At 64.8% G+C, this 19,690-nt stretch carries 12 protein-coding genes; all 12 read left to right on the top strand.

The window, feature by feature from the left end; all coding sequences use genetic code 11:
- Window positions 1-356: 356 nt before the first annotated feature.
- The 12 genes from VGH98_23765 (at window position 357) to VGH98_23710 (ending at window position 19,501) form a co-directional block, all read left to right on the top strand.
- The gene (locus tag VGH98_23765; GenBank protein HEY2379018.1) at window positions 357-2,045 is read left to right on the top strand and encodes a hypothetical protein; all 1,689 of its coding nucleotides are present in this window, start codon (window positions 357-359) and stop codon (window positions 2,043-2,045) included.
- A 78-nt stretch (window positions 2,046-2,123) separates the two neighbouring features.
- Complete coding sequence (locus tag VGH98_23760; protein HEY2379017.1) at window positions 2,124-4,850, top strand: ABC transporter permease; 2,727 nt, start codon at window positions 2,124-2,126, stop codon at window positions 4,848-4,850.
- 384 nt (window positions 4,851-5,234) lie between these two features.
- The gene (locus VGH98_23755; GenBank protein HEY2379016.1) at window positions 5,235-6,701 is read left to right on the top strand and encodes a M20/M25/M40 family metallo-hydrolase; all 1,467 of its coding nucleotides are present in this window, start codon (window positions 5,235-5,237) and stop codon (window positions 6,699-6,701) included.
- 713 nt (window positions 6,702-7,414) lie between these two features.
- Window positions 7,415-8,707: an SGNH/GDSL hydrolase family protein gene (locus VGH98_23750; GenBank protein ID HEY2379015.1), complete on the top strand. Its 1,293-nt coding sequence runs from the start codon at window positions 7,415-7,417 to the stop codon at window positions 8,705-8,707.
- A 251-nt stretch (window positions 8,708-8,958) separates the two neighbouring features.
- Window positions 8,959-11,337 (top strand): protein kinase, encoded by a 2,379-nt coding sequence (locus VGH98_23745; GenBank protein ID HEY2379014.1) that lies wholly within the window; start codon window positions 8,959-8,961, stop codon window positions 11,335-11,337.
- 12 nt (window positions 11,338-11,349) lie between these two features.
- Complete coding sequence (locus VGH98_23740; protein HEY2379013.1) at window positions 11,350-11,973, top strand: class I SAM-dependent methyltransferase; 624 nt, start codon at window positions 11,350-11,352, stop codon at window positions 11,971-11,973.
- Window positions 11,974-12,023: 50 nt separating this feature from the next.
- Window positions 12,024-12,689 carry a DUF4386 domain-containing protein gene (locus tag VGH98_23735; GenBank protein HEY2379012.1) on the top strand — a complete coding sequence of 222 codons (666 nt, stop codon included), beginning with the start codon at window positions 12,024-12,026 and terminating at the stop codon, window positions 12,687-12,689.
- A 171-nt stretch (window positions 12,690-12,860) separates the two neighbouring features.
- Complete coding sequence (locus VGH98_23730; GenBank protein ID HEY2379011.1) at window positions 12,861-14,561, top strand: SulP family inorganic anion transporter; 1,701 nt, start codon at window positions 12,861-12,863, stop codon at window positions 14,559-14,561.
- Entirely contained in the window at window positions 14,558-15,697 is a 1,140-nt protein-coding gene (locus VGH98_23725) for a TPM domain-containing protein (protein ID HEY2379010.1), read from the top strand. Before VGH98_23730 ends, VGH98_23725 begins: the two co-directional genes overlap by 4 nt.
- Window positions 15,698-15,870: 173 nt before the next feature.
- Complete coding sequence (locus tag VGH98_23720) at window positions 15,871-17,247, top strand: FAD-binding oxidoreductase (protein HEY2379009.1); 1,377 nt, start codon at window positions 15,871-15,873, stop codon at window positions 17,245-17,247.
- A gap of 392 nt (window positions 17,248-17,639) precedes the next feature.
- Window positions 17,640-18,068: a DUF4383 domain-containing protein gene (locus VGH98_23715; protein HEY2379008.1), complete on the top strand. Its 429-nt coding sequence runs from the start codon at window positions 17,640-17,642 to the stop codon at window positions 18,066-18,068.
- Complete coding sequence (locus VGH98_23710; GenBank protein ID HEY2379007.1) at window positions 18,065-19,501, top strand: methyl-accepting chemotaxis protein; 1,437 nt, start codon at window positions 18,065-18,067, stop codon at window positions 19,499-19,501. Before VGH98_23715 ends, VGH98_23710 begins: the two co-directional genes overlap by 4 nt.
- Window positions 19,502-19,690 lie beyond the last annotated feature (189 nt).

The raw sequence follows: 19,690 nt of genomic DNA, 5'->3' as shown, positions 1-19,690 counted from the left end.
AGAGGGCGCGGCGAAGAGGGCGCGGCGAAGAGGGCGCGGCGAAGAGGGCGCGGCGAAGAGGGCGCGGCGAAGAGGGCGCGGCGAAGAGGGCGCGTCGAAGAGGGCGCGTCGAAGAGGGCGCGTCGAAGAGGGCGCGGCGAGTAGACCGTTGACCAACCAGCCGTCAGTCTCGAAGCGGCCAGCTGTGAGGAGACAGCTGAGCGCTGACAGCTAGGGGCTGGCAGCTCAGTAGTTTGTCGCCCTATTCGACGCGCCGTTTTCGACGCGCCGTTTTCGACGCGCCCTCTTCCCGACGTGCCCTTCTCGACGCCTACCGCATCGCCACTAGAATTGAACTAACCCTGTATGGAGTGATGATGCCCCGTCCGCCCCTCTTCCTCGCATCGACGCTGATCGCGTGCCTCGCGGCTGCGACGCCCGCTGCCGCGCAGCAGGCCATCGTGAGCCTCGCGCCGTCGGCGAGCAGCGTGCCCATGACCGGCCGGCTCTTCGTCATCTTCGCACGCGCCAGTGATCGCGAACCGCGCTTTCTCGCCGGCAGCTACGGCGGCAGCGTGCCGTTCTATGGCGTGGACGTGAGCGCATGGAACCCCGGCACGACAGAGACGGTTGGCGCGAAGGTTCTCGGCTTTCCGTTCGACGATCTGGGACACATGCCCGCAGGCGACTACTACGTGCAGGCGTTGCTCAACGTGTACACGCAGTACCACCGCGCCGACGGTCACACGATCTGGGTGCACGCCGACCAGTGGGAAGGGCAGCACTGGTCGACGTCGCCAGGCAACCTGGTGAGTGACGTCGTCAAAGTGCACTTCGATCCGTCGGCGCGGACGACGGTCCGTCTCGCGTTGACGAAGATATTACCAGCCGTTACGTCACCCGCAGATACGCGATGGGTCAAGCGCGTGAAGATGAAGAGCGAGCTGCTCTCGAAGTTCTGGGGAGCGCCGGTCTACATCGGCGCGACCGTGCTGCTGCCGAAGGACTTCGATTCAACTTCGAGTCAACGCTACCCCGCGGTCTACAGCCAGGGGCATTTCGGCCTTGGCGCGCCGTTCGGCTTCACCGAAAGTCCCGCTCAGGATACTCGTCGTGGTGCGGGGCGACCGAGTAACGAAGCGAGTGTGTGGGACCCGACGCCGGGATCGGCTCGCGAGAGCGGTTTAGAGTTCGCTAAAGCGTGGATGAGTGACGACTTCCCGCGCTACGTCGCGATCACCTGGCAGCATCCCACGCCATATTACGACGATTCGTATGCCGTGAACTCGCTGAACAACGGTCCGTATCAGGACGCGCTGCTCACCGAGCTCGTGCCGGAGCTCGAGCGCCGCTTTCATCTCATTCGCGAAGCCAACGCGCGCTTCCTCACGGGCGGATCGACAGGAGGCTGGGAGTGCGCGGCGCTCCAGATTCAACGCCCCGACTTTTTCGGCGGAGCGTGGTGTCTCTATCCGGATCCGGTCGATTTCCGACGCAATCAAACGGTCGACATCTACTCCGACTCCAACGCGTTCTTCCCGAACAATGCGCAAGCACCGGTGCCGGAACGTTCGATGAGCCGCACCACTGAAGGCCAGGACTTGCTTTCGTTCCGTCTCATGAGCCGCCTCGAAGCGGTCCTCGGCGATAAGGCGCGGAGCGGACAGCAGTACGACGCGTGGGACGCGGCCTACGGACCCGTCGGCACCGACGGCTATCCGCGGCGCCTTTGGAATCGGCTGACGGGAGTGATCGACAAGGACGTCGCCGCATATTGGCGCGGCCATGGGGACGATCTCACGTGGAATCTTCGCCAGAACTGGGCGCGGATCGGACCGTCGCTCGCCGGCAAGATGCACGTCTACGTCGGCGACATGGACAACTACTACCTGAACCTCGGCGTCTATTTGATGGAGCAGGAGACGGCAAAGCTCGACAACCCGAAAGCGAACTTCACTTTCGAGTACGGACGTCCGATGAAGCCGCACGGCTGGCAACCATTCACGAACGCCGAGCTGGTGAGAATGATGGATCGCTTTCGACGCAGTCGAATGACGACGTCCTGATCGCGGCGGACCCATTGCGCTTCTACAGGAGCGGTTGCATACTGCCACAGACCTGTAGAAGTGCAAGAGGAGGAACCGTTGCTGAGCGATATCCGGTATCGCCTGCGCGCATTGTTCTCACGCGCCTCCGTCGAGCGAGAGCTGGACGACGAGCTGCGCTTCCACATCGAGCGCGAGGCTGAGAAGTACGAGCAGCAAGGCATGCCGCGTGAGGCGGCGCTGCGTCGCGCGCGCCTCGAGTTCGGCGGCGTGGAGCAGATGAAGGAAGTGAGCCGCGATATGCGCGGGATCGAGCGGCTCGAGTCCATCGTGCGCGATCTGCGCTATGCGATTCGATCGCTCAAGAGCCGGCCCGCCTACACGCTCACGGTCGTCGGCACGCTCGCACTCGGCATCGGCGCGAATACGGCGATTTTCACGCTCGTCGACGCGCTGCTGCTGCGTCCTCTTCCGGTGGCGCATCCCGAGCAGCTCGTGATCGTCACTGATCCTGCCCAGGTGAATTCGAACGGGACCGCCTCCCCCCCGATTACCGACTTCGTCTCGTTCCTGCTCTATCGGGACGTGCGCGCACGCAACACCGTGTTCAGCGACATGTACGCGAACGGAGGGTCCGGTCCGATCGACGTGCAGGTGGGCGCGGGCACCGACGCAACCGCCGAGCAACCGCACGCGCGATTCGTGACCGGAAATTTCTTTAGCGTGCTCGGCGTGGCCGCGTACGCGGGCCGCACCTTCACCGCGGCGGAAGACGAGGCGCCGGGGGAAGATCCGGTCGCGGTCCTCACGTACGACTATTGGCAGCGTCGCTTCTCGGGGTCGTTCGCCGCGATCGGCAGCGCCATGCGCGTGAACGACGTCGCGATCACGATCGTCGGCGTCACCCCGCCGGGCTTCGGCGGCGATATTGTCGGCGAGCCGATGGACTTCTGGCTGCCGATGATGATGCAGCCGGCGATTCAGCCGCGAATGCGGTTGCTCGACGATCGCGGATGGTGCTGGCTCATGATGATGGGACGGCTCAAGCCGGACGTCACGCTCGAGCAGGCACGCCACGAGGTCAGCGCGGTGGAGGCGAATGCGATTCGCGAACACATCTCCGGACGCGACCTGGCCGAGTTCGAGCAGAATCTGAAGGACACGCCCATTCGCGTCCTGTCGGGCGCCCGCGGGTTCTCGGAACGGCGCGCCGAGTATGGAAAGGCGCTGTGGGTGCTGATGGCGGCGGTTGGTTTGGTCATTCTCGTCGTCTGCGCGAACGTGTCGAGCCTGATGCTCGCGCGCACCGTCGCGCGCGGTCGTGAGATGACGGTGCGCATGACGCTCGGCGCCGGCCGCGGGCGGTTGATTCAGCAAATGCTCATCGAGGGCACTGCGCTCGCGATCGTGTCGAGCGTGCTCGGGGTGTTCGCGGCGACCTGGGGCACGCGTGTGCTGCTCGCGACCGTGAGCGCGTCGAGCCCGATCGCCATCGATACGACGCCCGATGCGCGCGTGCTCGCGTTCACGGCGGCGGTGACACTTGCGTGTGTTCTGCTGTTCGGGCTTTTGCCTGCCTTCCGCGCGACGCGTGTCGATCTCGCGACGTCGTTGCGCTCGCAGGGACGCAGTCTGATGGGCGCGGCGCGCGTCGGCCGCATTCCGTTCGGGCGCGCGCTCGTCGTGGCGCAGATCGCGCTGTCGATGCTGCTGCTCATCGGGGGCGGTTTGCTCGCGCGCAGCATGCAGCAACTCCTGCACAGTGACATCGGAGTGGATCGCGATCACCTGGTAGCAGTGCGCGTGCGGACGGCGCGGACGCAGTACGTCGGAGCGCGCCTGGGGCAATTGCGGCGCGACCTCGCGGACCGCGTCGGCCGATTACCCGGTGTGGATGCGGTCGCGTTCGCCGATCACGGATTGTTCAGTGGGGGTGCGTCCACCCGTAACGTCGATGTGGCTGGTTTCATTCCGCAAGCGGATTCCGAGCGCCTGATCTGGCTCGACCGCGTCGGCCCGAACTTTATCCATTCCATCGGCGCGCGCTTGCTGCGCGGCCGCGACATCGAGCCGCGCGATCTCGAGGCCGGACCGCCCGCCACGGTGATCAATGAGACGATGGCGAAGCGGTATTTCGCTGCTCGCGATCCACTCGGCGGTACGGTGACGGCCGACAGTGTCGCGTACACCATCGTCGGGGTCGTGCGGGATTTTCAGAGCGCCGACGTCCGCGAGAAGCCACATCGCCAGATGTACATCGCGTTCAGCGATCCGACCATGGGCGAGACTGGGCAAGCCAAACTCTCGGTGCACGTTCGCGGGAATCCGTCTCGGTTCGTAGGACCAATTCGTCGGGCCGTCGAAGACGTCGACCCCAAGCTGCCGGTCTTCGTCGACCCGGTGAACGATCTCGTGCGCGGCACTGTTTCGGAGGACGTGCTGCTCGAGCAAGTGACGATGTTCTTCTGTCTCGTCACGTTGGTGCTCGCGGCACTCGGTCTGTACGGCGTCACGGCGTATTCGACCAGCCAGCGCACCAGCGAGTTCGGACTACGCGCCGCGCTCGGCGCGGAGCCGGGCAATGTGACGAGCATGGTTCTCGGCGAGGCGGTGCGCGTCGCCATTATAGGAGTCATAATCGGCGTGCCGGCGGGGCTTGCGGCAACGCGATTGATTCGAGCGCAGCTCTTTGGCGTTGGCACGATCGACTTGCCGTCGCTCAGCATCGCGATCGTCGTGCTGGTGGCGACGGCCGTCGTCGCGAGCTATTTGCCGGCGAGACGAGCGGCGAAGGTCGGGCCGTTGGAAGCCCTGCGGTTAGAGTAGCTGGCCTAACGAGCGCGTTCAAGCTGCGGCAAGATCAGAACCTTGCCGTGTGGGAAGGAGTCGAGCAGCCGATAGCCGTCGGCGACGCGGCTCAGCGGCAGTCGAGCGGCAACATCGCTGGCCAGCGGCCGCGTGGTCGCGATCGCGAGACCATTTGATGTCGAGCAAGTGCATCACCCACCAACTCAGCAAGCTCAACGCCGCGCCCTTAACGCGGTTTTTCGCCATTGGGAAGGTGAATCTCAGGTTCGACTCGAGCAACATGCGTTTGGCCGCCTTACGCTCGCGTTGCGTCTGTCGCGCGATGGTCGCGGCAGGCCGCCGATGTCGTCCCGCCAGTCCCGCGCGGTTGCACGGGTGGCAGGAAGGCCGTACACTGGCGCCATGCGATCCTACAGCATCGCCGCACTGCTGGCGTTCGCGGCCATAGCCTCCGCACGCGCGCAGGATTCCGTCAACCTCGCACGAATCCGCGACGAAGGAATGAACCGCTCGCACGCACTCGAGCTGTTCGACCATCTCACGACAGTCATCGGTCCGCGCCTAACGAGCTCGCCGGCGTTCAAGCAGTCCGTCGACTGGGCCGCGCAGAAGCTTCGTGACTACGGGCTCTCGAACGTGCACCTCGAGTCCTGGCCCTTCGGACGCGGCTGGACGCTCGAGGGGCAGACCGCCGAGTTGACGGCGCCACGCTACATGCCGCTCATCGCGTATGCCGAGGCCTGGTCGCCATCGACGAACGGCACTGTCGAGGGTAAGCCGGTGTACATCGGCGACCTGGCGAACGTGGACTCGGTGCGCGCACACGCGGCCGCAATCCGCGGCGCGATCATTCTCGCGACGAAGCCGCAGGAGGTCTTCATCACCCGCGATCGAATGCAGCCGACGGAGCACGACGCCCCCGTTCCAATCGGCCAGCCGCGGCCCGTCAACGCAACCGGGCCGCTGCCGCGACAGACGATGTTCGCCACTCTGCGCGAGCTTGGAGCCGCGGCCGTGCTGCGACCCACCGAAGGTGACGAGGGAACGATGTTCGTCCTCGGCAATCGCGCCAGTTCGCCTGAGAACTCGGTGCCGTCGCTGATCGTCTCATCAGAACAGTACAACCTGCTCGTGCGCTTGATTCACGACTCCTCATCGGTGAGGCTGCGTGTCTCCTTGCGGGCACGCTACGAGACCGCTGATACCAACGCGTACAACGTGATCGCCGAGATTCCGGGAACCGATCCCAGGCTCGGCGACGAGGTCGTGTTGTTAGGCGCACACATCGACTCGTGGCACTCTGCTCAGGGCGCCGCCGACAACGCCGACGCGGTCGCCGAGTTGATCGAGACGATGCGGATTCTGAAGGCAACCGGTGTCAGGCCGCGTCGCACCATCCGGGCCGCCATCTGGGGCGGTGAAGAGGAGGGACTCCTCGGCTCGCGCGCGTATGCACAGCGCCATTATGCCGGCGACGTCAACGCCAAGGCGCGTGAGAAGTTCTCCCTCTATCTCAATAATGATCCGGGCACGGGACGGATCTATGGCTGGTACATGGAAGGAAATGCCGCCGCGAAGACGATCTTCGACGAATGGCTCGCGCCACTCCGCGATCTCGGTGCCCGGCGGAACGTGATGGAGAAAATTGGAAGCACCGATCACCTGTCGTTCATCGCCCTGGGCCTCCCCGGCTTCAACACGATCCAGGACTACACCGAGTACGACACGCGCATCCACCACACCAATATGGACACGTTCGAGCGGGTGGACCCGGAGGCGTTGAAGCAGGCGTCCGTCGTGCTCGCGACGTTTGCCTACGATGCCGCGATGCGGGAGGGAGAGTTCCCGCGAGTGACCGCGACGCCGTAGAGGGTAGAGGGTGGAGGGAGGGTAGAGGGTAGAGGGCAGAGGGTAGAGGGTAGAGGGTAGAGGGCAGAGGGCAGAGGGTAGAGGGTAGAGGGTAGAGGGCAGAGGGCAGAGAGGCGCGTCGAGAAGGGCGCGTCGAGAAGGGCGCGTCGAGAAGGGCGCGTCGAGAAGGGCGCGGCGAGAACATCGTTGAGCAGCCGAGCTGTCAGTGTCGAGCGGCCAGCTGTGAGCGGGAAGCTGAGCGCTCGTGGCCGGCAACTCAGTAGTTTGTCGCCCTTTCGAATCGCCAGTCCCACTCGGTGGACGTGACGCCGGATACTCCGTGCTGTGGGTACTCGCGATTTCCTGGGCCTCGTCGGCACGAAATACGGCTGTGGCATCGGCGCGTGTGGTGCGTCCCCAAGGCAATCGTGAGTCGATGCCGCTGGAGCCCTGCGCGTATGCAAAAGCGTGTCAGCGAACGGGTTGACCGACTCGTGGCTGTCAGGAATCGATTCAGCCCGCAACGTTTTGGTTGGACTACTCGATCCGCGTCGGATCGAGCAGGCCCACGCATAACGCTTAACGACTCAGTGGCCGGTGGTCGGCCCGCCACCCAGCGATCGCCGATCATGCCACCACTACGTCATCTTGCGTATGGATTCGTTATGGCGTACGCACATATTCGGCGCCTCGTTAAGCACGTCGACCGTATCCGACACCGCTTGGAGGCTACGATGCGCCGCCGCTCCGCCCTCACATTCTGCAGCATCCTCGCACTCAGCGCCGCCGCCTGTACCGACGCCACGAACCCGGCTCGGGCCTCGATAACGGCGCTCAATCCCGCGACCGCCGCCAACCTCGATGAATCCGAGGGGCGCGGCGTGTTCAATCGTTATGTGGCCATTGGGACGAGCCTGAGCATGGGGTGGCAGTCCGATGGAGTCGTCGCAGCTACGCAGGCGACATCCTGGCCAGCGCAACTTGCCGCCATGGCGCATCGCTCGATCACCCAGCCGTACATCGACGGAACAGGGTGCCGGTCTCCACTCGTTGCTCCCCTTGCATCGGGCGTGCGGCTGAGTGGCGAAGGCGCGGGAGATGACCCGTCACACCTCAGCTGCTCGCCGCTTCAGAATGACGTCGTAAAGCCCGTTCAAAATCTTGCGATCAACGCTGCCCTTACGCGTGACGCGCTCTTCACGACGCCCGAAAACTCCACGGATGACTCCAATAGGCAGCTGATTTCCCGCGTTCTCGAGTCAGGGATGACGCAGGTGTCATCGATGGTCGCGCAGAATCCGAAGCTCGTCTCGGTGGAGTTGGGTGGTAACGAAGTTCTCAATGCGCGAAATGGTGTCGCAATCGAAGGCGTCTCGATGTTTCCGTTCGCCCTTTGGGCGCCGCTTTATGACCAGGTCCTGGATCAGGTGCAGGCGACCGCAAAGGAAGCCGTCGTAGTCGGCCTCATCGACGACGTCGCGAGCTTCCCCGCTTTCCGCACGGGGGATGAGATATGGTCGCAGCGTGGCGCCTTTGCTGCCGCGTTCAATGTGAACGTCCTCGGAGACTGCATGGGCAGCGCGAATCTGCTCTTTGTACCGATTGTGGTACCAAAGGCTGCGGCGACCGGGGCGTTCTTCAAGGCTCACAATCTTGGCACGTATCCGTTGAGCTGCGCGGGCGGCACTGCTACTACCGAAGACAACATCCTTACGCCGACCGAGGCGGCCGCTGTCAACTCGCTTCTGGCGCGGATGAACGTCCATATTCAACAGGAGGCGGAGCGACGAGGCTTTGCGTACTTCGCGCTGCAGGCGCTTTACGGCCGCTCGGACATCAGACCCCCATTCAACGTCCTCGCAATGATGACAACCTTGCAGCCGTACGGTTCGCTTATCAGTCTCGACGGTGTTCATCCGAATGCGGCTGGGGCGCGTGTGCTTGCGGAAGCGGCGGCACAGGCGCTGGACGCTCGGTACAATCACCATATTCTGGCTGACGAAGCCGCGCTCATCGCGAGTCGTTGACGCCCTGCAGGGCTCCGGCACTCCCGCAGGTAAAACGTCGTGGGCCAATGTCCACGACGTTTTACTTTGGCCCACCGCGGCACGGCAGGCTCACGCGTGCTTCGCCTTGCGTTTTCAATCACGCGAATGCGACGTTCTCGCGAAGGTTAGACTAGAGGGCATTGCAGGCACCCTGACGAGGGACGAACGGTGATGGCGACGCCGACTGATTTCTCGTAGAATGGCGCCGACGGTTTACCGCGTGGGACAGGGTGCCACTCAGCGAGCAAATCCAGCGAATTCTCGGTGACACGTACACCCTCGAGCGAGAGCTCGGGGGCGGCGGGATGTCGCTCGTCTTCCTCGCGCACGAGCGTTCCCTCGGTCGCAAGGTCGTCATTAAAGTTCTCTCACCGCAGTTCGCCGGCGAGCTCTCCGCCGAGCGATTTGCGCGCGAGATACGGCTCGCGGCGCAGCTCCAGCAGGCGAACATCGTCCCCGTGCTCAGTGCGGGCGACTCGGGCGGCGTTCCGTATTACACGATGCCGTTCGTCGACGGAGAGTCGCTGCGCCATCGCCTCGCGGCAGGCGGTCCGTTACCAATCGCCGCCGTCATCAACATTCTCCGTGACGTGGCGCGCGCGCTCGATTACGCGCACGAACGCGGTGTGGTTCACCGCGACATCAAGCCTGAGAACGTTCTGCTCTCCGGTGACGCGGCGGTCGTCACTGACTTCGGCATTGCGAAGGCCATCTCGGCGTCGCGCACGCATGACACAAGCGAGACGCTGACTGCGGTCGGCGTCATGATCGGGACGCCCGCCTACATCGCGCCGGAGCAGGCGCTCGGCGACCCAAATCTGGATCACCGTGCCGATGTGTACTCGTTCGGATGTCTCGCCTTCGAGCTGCTGACTGGTACGCCGCCATTCTCGGGCATGTCACCACAGCAGCTGCTCGTGGCGCACGTGCAGGAGGAGCCGCGCCGCGTCGACGCGCTGAGAGCTGCCGTGCCGGCGCGGCTCTCGGCCCTCGTCGCGCGGTGCTTGCACAAGAGTCCCGATGACCGTCCGGCGAGTGCACGGACGATTCTCGAGGAGCTGGATGCGCTGGCCGCTCCCCACGGCCCGCGCGGGCCGAGCCGACGCCTTCTAGAAATAGGCGTTAGCGTTCTCATAATCGTTGCCGTGATCGCGGCATTTGTCACACGGGGTCGAGTCGTTGGTGGCAAAGCAACGCCGCGCAGCCTGGCCGTCCTGCCATTCGCCAACATCGGTGGCGACTCGGCGGCCGAGTACTTCTCGGATGGCATGGCCATCGACCTCACGAGCGCGTTGAGTAGAGTGCCGGGCCTTCGCGTCACGTCGCACAGCCTGGCCTTCACGTACAAAGGCATGAAGGTCGACGTTCGATCTGTCGGGAAGGAGCTTGGCGTCGAGGCGGTGCTCGAGGCGGCGATTCAACACGTCGGAGAACGCTTGCGGATCACCTGCCAGCTCACGCGTACGGCGGACGGCGTGGCGTTGTGGAGTAGCAAGTACGAGCGCGATGCGAAAGACGTCTTCTCGGTGCAGGACGCGATCAGCGCATCGATTGTCGACGAGCTTCGCCCCGCGCTCACGAGCGGCAGCTCGGCGCCGGCAAGCGCGCCGAGCGTCGCGGGCACCACCAACTTCGACGCGTACAACTCGTATCTTCGCGGCCTGTATCTCCTCGAGCATCGAGGGCCCGGCGTCGCGCGGTCCGTCGCATACTTTCGAGACGCCATCGCGAAGGACCGCACGTTCGCCCGCGCGTACGGCATGTTGAGCGAAGCGCTCGAGCTATTGCCGTACTTCACCCCGACGCCCGTCTCCGCGATCGAGCATGAAGCGACTGACGCGGCGCACAACGCGCTGGCTCTCGATTCCACGGCCGTCGACGCGCACGTCGGGCTCGCGCTCGCGCTCGATCACGCCTTTCGGTGGCAGGAGGCAGAACAACAATACCTGGCGGCAGTGCGCTTCGACTCGATGTCGTCCGATGCGCACATGCAGTACGGACGTCACTTGATGCACCGTGGTCGCATCCTCGACGCGACCGCCGAGTTACGGCGCGCCGTCGCGTTGGATCCGTTGAATGGCACGGCGTTCGTGTGGCTCGGGCACACGCTCTCGTTGTCGGGGCAGATGGATACCGCTCTCACGGTCAACCGTCATGCGCGCGAGGTCGATCCAGGCTTGGTGCTCGCGCGCACGATCGGCGCGATGGACGCTGTCGCGGCAGGAAACGCGTCGCTCGCGCGATCGCTCGCTTCGGGGATCGAAGCGCCGCCGCCCTGGCGCGGGCAGGCGGCGTACTCGCTCGGCGCGGCGGGCGATACGCTCGCCGCGCGCGCCATCCTCCGCGACCTCGATCGTCTCCCGAGAGACACCTGGTTGATTCATAGCGCTTCGATGTGGGCGACGATCGGGATGGGCGACACGACTCGTGCGCTGAGCGAGCTGGAAGCGGCGTTGCGTGCGCGGGAGATTACGCCGAAGTGGGATTCGTTCTCGGATCGCCTGTACGATCCGGTTCGCCAGTCCCCGCGATTCGCGGCCGTCGTCCGTGGTTACGGTCTCGATGTGAGTCTTTTCACGTCGCCCAGCGGCGGCCGGCCCGCGAAGTAGGAGGTCGCGTAGATGCCGCGCAACTCCCTCGCCGAGCAGTTCGGGGAAATCGACATATATGTCTTCGATCAACTCCTGCGTGGTCGCATCACGCCGGAGATGACGGTGTTGGATGCCGGATGCGGCGCGGGTCGGAACCTCGTGTACCTTTTGCGCAGTGGATGCCATGTGCTGGGAGTGGACGAGAATCCCGCGATGATCGACAAAGTGCGACGCCTCGCCAGCGAGCTCGCGCCAGGGTTGGCGTCGGAGAATTTTCGCGTCGAGGCCGTCGAAGCGACATCGTTTCCCGACGCCGTCGCCGACGTCGTCCTGAGCAGTGCCGTGCTCCATTTCGCGCGAGACGAGGAGCACTTCGTGGCGATGCTGCACGAGATGTGGCGTGTCCTGCGTCCGGGTGGAATGCTCTTCTGTCGGCTTGCTTCGACGATCGGAATGGAAGGGCGATTCCGTCACCTCGGCGGGCGCCGGTTCGAGCTGTCGGACGGCTCGCAGCGCTTTCTCGTTGATGAGCAGATTCTCATGGATGCGACCGCGCGCCTTGGCGGTGAACTGTTGGACCCACTCAAGACGAGCGTCGTGCAGAACCTGCGATGCATGACGACGTGGGTCGTCCGAACGCCTGCCGCCTCTTGAACGTGGAGACAGTCCGAGACGCTCGATCTGCGATGCCAGGAGGAGTCGGTATGAACTCGCTGCGGAAGTACTCGTTGGCCGCTGGCATCTTCTATCTGCTCACCTTTGTGTCGATCCCCACCCTCGGTCTTTACCGTTCCGTGCGGGGTCCAGACTTCGTGGTGGGCGCAGGCCCGGATGCTCCGGTGATTCTCGGTGTCCTGCTCGAAATGGTTGTGGCCCTCGCCGGTATCGGAACTGCCGTGGCGCTCTACCCGATCGTCAAGCGGCAGGGTGAGGCACGCGCGGTGGGATTCGTCGCCTCACGCACGCTGGAAGCCGCCACGATCTATGTCGGCATCGTCAGCCTCATGTCGATCGTGAGCTTGCGCCGGGCGGGGGCGGGAACCGGTGCACTGTTCACAGCCCAGGGCCTCGCGGCCCAGTACCAGTGGACCTTCCACTTCGCCCAGAGCTTCATCCCGGCCGTGAACGGTGTGTTGCTGGGTTCCCTGCTGTATCAGTCGCGCCTGGTGCCGCGGTGGCTTCCGGTGCTGGGATTCATCGGAGCGGGTCTGCTCGCCGTGGCGTGGTTCGCCGTTCTGGCCGGGCTCATTGGATCGGTAGGCCCGGTCGCAGCAATTGCGGCGCTGCCAATCGCCGTATGGGAGTTTTCGTTAGGCATCTACCTGACCTTCTGGGGCTGCAAACCCTCGCCGATCACGGGCGGCCTGTGAGGAACGCGTTAGGCGGGAATGCGTTCGTGCAGCTGGTCGGGTATTCGACGACGCCCATGTAGGGGTTTCGCTGACGGGGCGCGGCTCGATGGCCGACTAACTTTCGGCGCCGGCACTCTTACCCAGCCGGCCCGCAGATCCCACAATCGACTTCGTCGCTACGACACCTTCGTGCCGCCAGTCCACGCGTTTGTTCCGAAGCTGGCCACAACCCTCAGGCAATACTCCCGCGAACAGTTCGTCCGCGATCTCACTGCCGGGGTCATCGTGGGTGTCGTGGCCCTTCCGCTGTCGATTGCGTTTGCGATCGCGAGCGGCGTAACACCGAATCGCGGACTCTACACCGCAATCGTCGCCGGATTCGTCATCTCGGCGCTGGGCGGCTCACGCGTTCAGATCGGCGGGCCGACCGGCGCGTTTGTCGTGATCGTGTACGGGATCGTGCAACAGTATGGCCTCGAAGGCCTAACGATCGCCACGCTGATGGCTGGCGTGCTGCTCATCGGCTTCGGCCTCGCCCGACTCGGCGCCGCCATTCGCTTCATACCTCACCCGCTGATCACCGGCTTCACTTCCGGTATCGCGGTCATCATCGCGAGCGGTGAAATCAAGGATGCCTTCGGCCTCCGCATGGGCGCCGTCCCCGCCGACTTCGTCGAACGCTTTCGAACGTTTGCGCAGCACTTTGGAACGATCAACGGCGCGGCGACGGGAGTTTGCATCGCGTCGATCGTCATCATCGCGTTGTGGCCACGCGTGAGTCGTCGCATTCCTGGTCCACTCGTCGCGTTGCTCGCCACGACAGCGATCGTGCAGTTGATGCATCTGAACGTCGAAACCATCGGAAGTCGCTTCGGATCGCTTGCCGCCAGTCTACCGCGGCCGGTCGTACCGCACCTCGGCTATGCGGATGCAGTCCGACTCGTTAGGCCCGCGTTCACGATCGCGCTCCTCGGCGCGATCGAATCGCTCCTCTCGGCCGTCGTCTCCGACGGAATGATCGGTGGGCAGCATCGGTCCAACATGGAGCTGGTGGCGCAAGGCGTCGCGAACATCGTGTCGCCACTCTTTGGCGGGATTCCAGCAACGGGAGCGATCGCTCGCACGGCGACCAACATCAAGAATGGAGGCCGCACTCCGGTCGCCGGGATGACGCATGCGATTACGGTCCTGCTGATCACGCTCTTCTTCGGCCGCTGGGCGGCGCTCATTCCCATGGCGACGCTGGCGGGAATTCTACTCGTCGTCGCATATCAGATGAGCGAGTGGCGCGTCTTCCGCGCCGAACTGACGTCCCCGCGAAGCGACGTCGTCGTGCTGCTCAGCACATTCGCGCTCACGATCTTCGTCGATCTTACTGTCGCGATCGAGGTCGGAATGGTGCTCGCGGCGTTTCTCTTCATGCGCCGCATGGCGAGTCTGGCGAGCGTCAGCCTCGTGCCGAATGAAATGCTCGAGGACGGAGCAGGCGACGAGCTCTCAACGCCCGTCGCGCCACGGGGCATCGACATTTACGAGATCAACGGTCCGTTCTTCTTTGGCGCCGCCGAGACATTCAAAGATACGCTTGCTCTTGTTGCCGGAAAGCCCAAAGTCCTGATCCTTCGTATGCGTCGCGTTCCGGCGATCGATGCAACGGGATTGCACGCCCTCAAGGATGTCGTGCACCGCAGCCGCGGCGATGGTACGATGGTGCTGCTCTGTGAAGTACAGCCGCAGCCTTTGCAGGCGCTTCAGCGCTCGGTGCTGATCGACGAGATCGGAGAAGAGCACATTCTACCGACGCTCGATGCAGCGCTCGAGCGCGCAAACGAGGAGCTCGAGCTCCGCAAACTCCTCGGCACGACCGGCAAGCGGCCTGCTGTCGCATGATGCGCTTTCCTCTTCTGAGACTTCCCACCGCGCTTGCGGCGACTCTCCTCCTCGTGCAGGTGCCTTCGAGCACTGGGAAGGACAGGCGGTTGTCGTGGGTGAAGAACCCGCGCGAGACGAACGGCACGTGGGTCGCGGATCCCGCGCACCATCTCGCCAACTCGACCGTGCAGTCGATCGACGGGATCATCGACAAACTCGAGCGCGAGAAGTCGATCGAGATGGCCGTCGTTGTCCTCGATTCGCTCGACGGACTCGATCCCGCGGACGCAGCGCTCCTCCTCCACCGCCGCTGGGGCGTCGGAAAGCGGCAGCGGGACAACGGCATCGTTTTCCTCTGGTCACCGCCGCTTCGGAAGACCTACGTGAGCGTCGGCTACGGTCTCGAAGGCGTACTCCCCGACGCGCGCACTGGACGCATCCTCGACAACTGGGTGCTCCCGTCTTTTCGCGCCGGCAACTTCGACGGCGGCATGCTGCAGGGGGTGCAGAAGCTCGCCGACGCAGCGCGAGAGGAGACGGCGTGGCGTCCCGAAGCGATCGCGCCGGGGCGGGCAACGAGTGCCGTCAAAGAGTCGCGTGGAAACAAATCCTGGTTACTCGTGCCGCTCGGGATGCTCGTGCTCGTGGGTGCCGGCATGGGGTTCCTTCCACTGTGGCGTCGTCGGCGACCGCGTCGCTGCCCCGCCGGTCATGGGAAGATGCGCCTCTTGAGCGAAGCCGAGGACGACGCGATGCTCACGCGCGAAGAAGGTCTCGAGGAACGGCTCGGCAGCGTCGACTACGACGTGTGGGTCTGTCCACAATGCGAGCAGCGCCTCGTGATCCCATACCCGAAGTGGTTCAGCAAGTACAAGGAGTGCCCGAAATGCCGGCGGCGGACGTGCGAGACGCGTTCGGTCACGCTCCAAGTCGCAACGACTGTCTCCGACGGGCTGCGCGCCATTTACCGCGAATGTGAGAGCTGTGGCTTCAAGGACGTGCGGCGCGAAGTCATCTCGCAGATCGTCGTGACCACGTCGTCGTCAAACGACTCGGGCAGCTCTGGTGGCGGCGGCGGTGGCGGTGGAGGCGGTGGCGGCTCGAGCTTCGGTGGTGGCTCGGCGGGCGGTGGCGGAGCGGGAAGGAGCTACTGACGCCACGCGGCATCAGCCATCAGTGTCTACTAAAGTGGTGCCGAACCTTGTTGCACGCGTCATCCGGATGCGGTATTGTCGATGCCACCGAAATCGTCGACACGCCACTCGCATAGCTGCGGAGGGGAACCATGAACACTGAACCTCTCAGACGGGAATTCAGAGGGGAGCTCTTGACTCCGAGTTCCGCCGGCTACGACGACGCCCGCCGCATCTGGAATGGAATGATCGACCGCCGCCCGGCGGCGATTGCGCGCTGCACCAGCGTCGAAGATGTAGTCGCGGCCGTGCGCTTCGCTGCTCGAGAAGATCTTTATCCGGCGGTGCGCGCCGGGGGCCACGGTGTCGCCGGATTGGCGATGCTCGACGATGGACTCGTGATCGACCTCTCGCCGATGAAGCGCATCACCGTCGATCCAGTCGCACGCACTGCGATCGCGGAGACTGGCCTAACGTGGGCGGAGTTCGATCGCGCGACGCAGGCCCACGGTCTCGCGACAACGGGCGGCCTCGTCTCGACCACGGGGATCGCCGGTCTCACGCTCGGCGGCGGTATCGGCTGGCTCCTTGGACGGTGCGGCCTCTCGTGTGACAACACGCTTGCCTATGACGTCGTCACAGCGGATGGGGAGTTGATCACCGTCAGCGCCGAGGAGCACGCCGATCTTTTTTGGGCGCTCAAGGGCGGCGGCGGCAACTTCGGTGTCGTCACCTCCATCACGTATCGGCTCCATCCCGTGGGGACGGTGATCTCCGGGATGCTGCTTCATCCGCTGACACGAGCGCGTGAAGTACTGACGTTCTTTCGCGAGTTCGTCAGCGAGTTGCCTGACGAGTTGGTGGTTTATGCCGCGGCACTAACGAGTCCGGAAGGCGTTCCGATGATTGCCATCGTTCCGGCGTGGACCGGGGCTGATTTGGAGGAAGGCGAGCGGCTACTCGCGCCATTACAGGCCTTCGGCCCTCCCGTCGCCGATCTTGTCGCGCGGATGCCGTACGTCGCGATGCAGCAGATGCTCGACGCCGCGGTGCCCCACGGCCTGCGAAGCTATTGGAAATCCGGGTACCTTCGTGACTTGCCGGACGCGGCGATCGATACGTTCGTGAAGTTCGCCGAGTCATGCCCGTCGCCGCGCACGGTCATGTTGCTCGAGCATGCACACGGTGCCGTAGCCCGCGTGTCGCCAGCGGCGACATCGTTCCCGAGTCGGGGCCAGGCCATCGATTTGGTCGTGCTCAGTTTGTGGAATGACGCGAGTGATGATGCGCGCCAGATTGGCTGGACGCGTTCATTCTACCAAGCGATGCAGCCATGGTCAGCTGCGCTGGTCTATGTCAATGCGCTCAACGAGGATGAGGGCAACCGCGTGGCTGAAGCCTATGGCGGCAACTATGCGCGGCTGCGTGAGGTGAAGGCGAAGTATGACCCCGGCAACCGTTTTCGGCGCAACCAGAATATTGCCGTCGCGGACGTCGGCGACGCGGCGGGCCTGCCTCGTTATGCGCCGCAACTACAGCCGCGCACGGAGCCGGTGAGGCTAGAGCAGTAGCACGCCGGCGCTTTCCCGAGCATCGTGAATCTGGTATAAAATCCGGGTTCTTCGCGATAATTTCGGGACCAGTCGCGTCGAGACCGAGCTCCAGAAGCGAGAGGTGAGTTATGAGATCCGGCCCTTTCGATGTGGCACGCCGGCATCTCACCCGCTGATGGCGGGTGAGATGCCCGCAACGCCTCACGGAGTAGGCCGGATCTCATAACTCACCTCTCGAGTCTCAAGCTCGCGCGCTTTCGGGAGGGTATGTTCCGCCGCCGCTTCGCAGCGCGACGCTCCTCTTTGCGTGACTCCGGCCGCAGGGAGCCAGTCGTTCTTCAAACTCCCCTGCGCGCCCGCTTCGGCGGGCGACTCGATCCTCACACCCTCCCATCAACCGGAGACTCACGATGCCGTCGATTCAGCGAGTGGCTACCGTGTCCGGAATACTCTTTCTCGTCGTGGGCGCGTTCGGCTTCGCCGCCGGCGCCGCCGGACACACGATGATGAACATGTCCACGGGCATGCTCCTCGGTTTCTTCCCCGTGAACGCGCTGCATAATGCCGTGCACATACTCTTTGGCGCCTGGGGCGTGTGGGCGGGCCGCAGCGCAGGTCGCTCCGTCGCCTACGCCCTCGGCAGCGGCGCCGCCTACCTCGTCCTCGCCATCTGCGGCATGTTCACGCCCGTGCTGCTCGGCATCGTGCCCATCGGCGGCTACGACGTGGTGCTCCATCTCGTGCTTGCCGTAGGCCTCGCGGGCGCCGGCTTCTGGGCCATGTGGTTCGCTCCCGCTGCCGCTCCGCAGCCCGCTGCGCAGCCTCGCCGGGCGGCGTGACGGCTGTAGTCGACCTGGAGGCAGACGCGGCCGGCTCCGTTCGCGCGGAGCCGCCGCCCCTGCCCGAAGCGCTCCAGCGCTTCCTCCACAAGTCGAACGTCCAGCAGAAGCTCCGTCTCCTCCCGACCGTGGCGGCGGCGGCGCTGCTGCTTCTCCTCGCGCTCACGGTCACTTTCGGTCTCGTGACCGAGGCGCGCATGGCGCACCTCGACGGCCCGGCGGCGCTCGAGCGCGTGCGCATGCTCCAGCGTGCGTCCTGGCTCCTCACCGCGCTCATCACGCTTGGCGCCGTGGGCGCGCTGGCCATGCTCGCCAACGCCATGAGCCGGTCCATCACCGAGCCCATACGGACCGCCGCTCTCATGGCCGACCAACTCGCGCACGGCGAAGGCGGGCTGGCCATCCCTGACGCTGGCGACGACGAGATCGGTCAACTCCTGCGAGCGATGGCGCGGCTGTCGTCCTACATGGACGAGATGGCGCTCCACGCCGGCGCGATCGCCAGTGGGGACCTCGCCGTCCGCGTGTCACCGCGCTCGTCGCGCGACCGGTTCGGCAACGCCTTCACCGAGATGGTGCGTTATCTCGGCGACATGGCCGCGGTGGCGGATCGTATCGCAGCCGGTGACCTAACGAGTCGCGTATCGCCGCGCTCCGACCGCGACAGCTTCGCCCTCGCGTTCGGCGCCATGAGCGACGCCTTGTCGCAACTCATGCGCGAGCTGCAGTCCACCGCGGACATCGTAGCAAAGGCGTCGGGCGCGGTCTCCGCGTCGGCCCAGAAGCTCTCCGACAGCACCGGCTCCGCCGCGTCGGCGGTGAGCGAGACGACGACCATCGTCGAGCAGGTGCAGGAATACATCGCAGGCACAGTGGAGGACAGCAGGGCGATGGAGGCCCTCGCCGCCGAGAGTGCCAAGAACGCCGACGCGGCGGGCAAGGCCATGCGCGAGGCAGTCGACGTCCTCGAGCGGATCGCCACAAAGGCGGCCGACATCGACAAGCTCTCGGACTGGACCCACCTGCTGGCGCTCAACGCCAGCATCGAGGCCGCCCGCGCCGGCGACGCGGGGCGCGGTTTCGCCGTCGTGGCCGAGGAGGTGCGCCGCCTCGCCACGCACACACAGAACGTGCTCCACGAGGTCATCGGCTTCGCCCAGTCCGGGGGCCTCGTCACGAGCAACGCCGGGAAGGTCCTCGAGCGGCTCGGCCCCTCCATCCGCCAGACGTCGCAGATGGTGGAGCGCACCGTGGCCGCGTCGGGCGAGCAGACCGCGGACCTCGGCGAGGTATGCCGGGCCGTGAGCGATGTGGAGGCCAGCGCGCGCGACAACGCGCGCTCGGCCGAGGAGCTAGCTGCCACGTCGCAGCAACTGGCGGCCCAGGCCGAGGCGCTCCGCCAGCTCGTCTCCGCGTTCCGGAGTGGCACCTAACGAGCGTTGCGTATGGCGCTGGTGGTTGCTCACTGCCGTCATGCGCGAGGGCGGGAGATGTTCGGGGGCAGCATCGGACCGCGATAAGCGCGTGTACCCGAACTCCGCGATATATATGAGAACCTCTCCGGGCGGCCATTCGCTTTCCGTCGGCGAAAGCGTGGAAGTATTGTCCGGGAATCCCCGATC

This window comes from Gemmatimonadaceae bacterium, assembly GCA_036496605.1.
GTDB lineage: Bacteria > Gemmatimonadota > Gemmatimonadetes > Gemmatimonadales > Gemmatimonadaceae > AG2.
The sequence above is the reverse complement of the archived record's forward strand: the minus strand, read 5'-3'. Positions and strand labels throughout refer to the sequence as shown.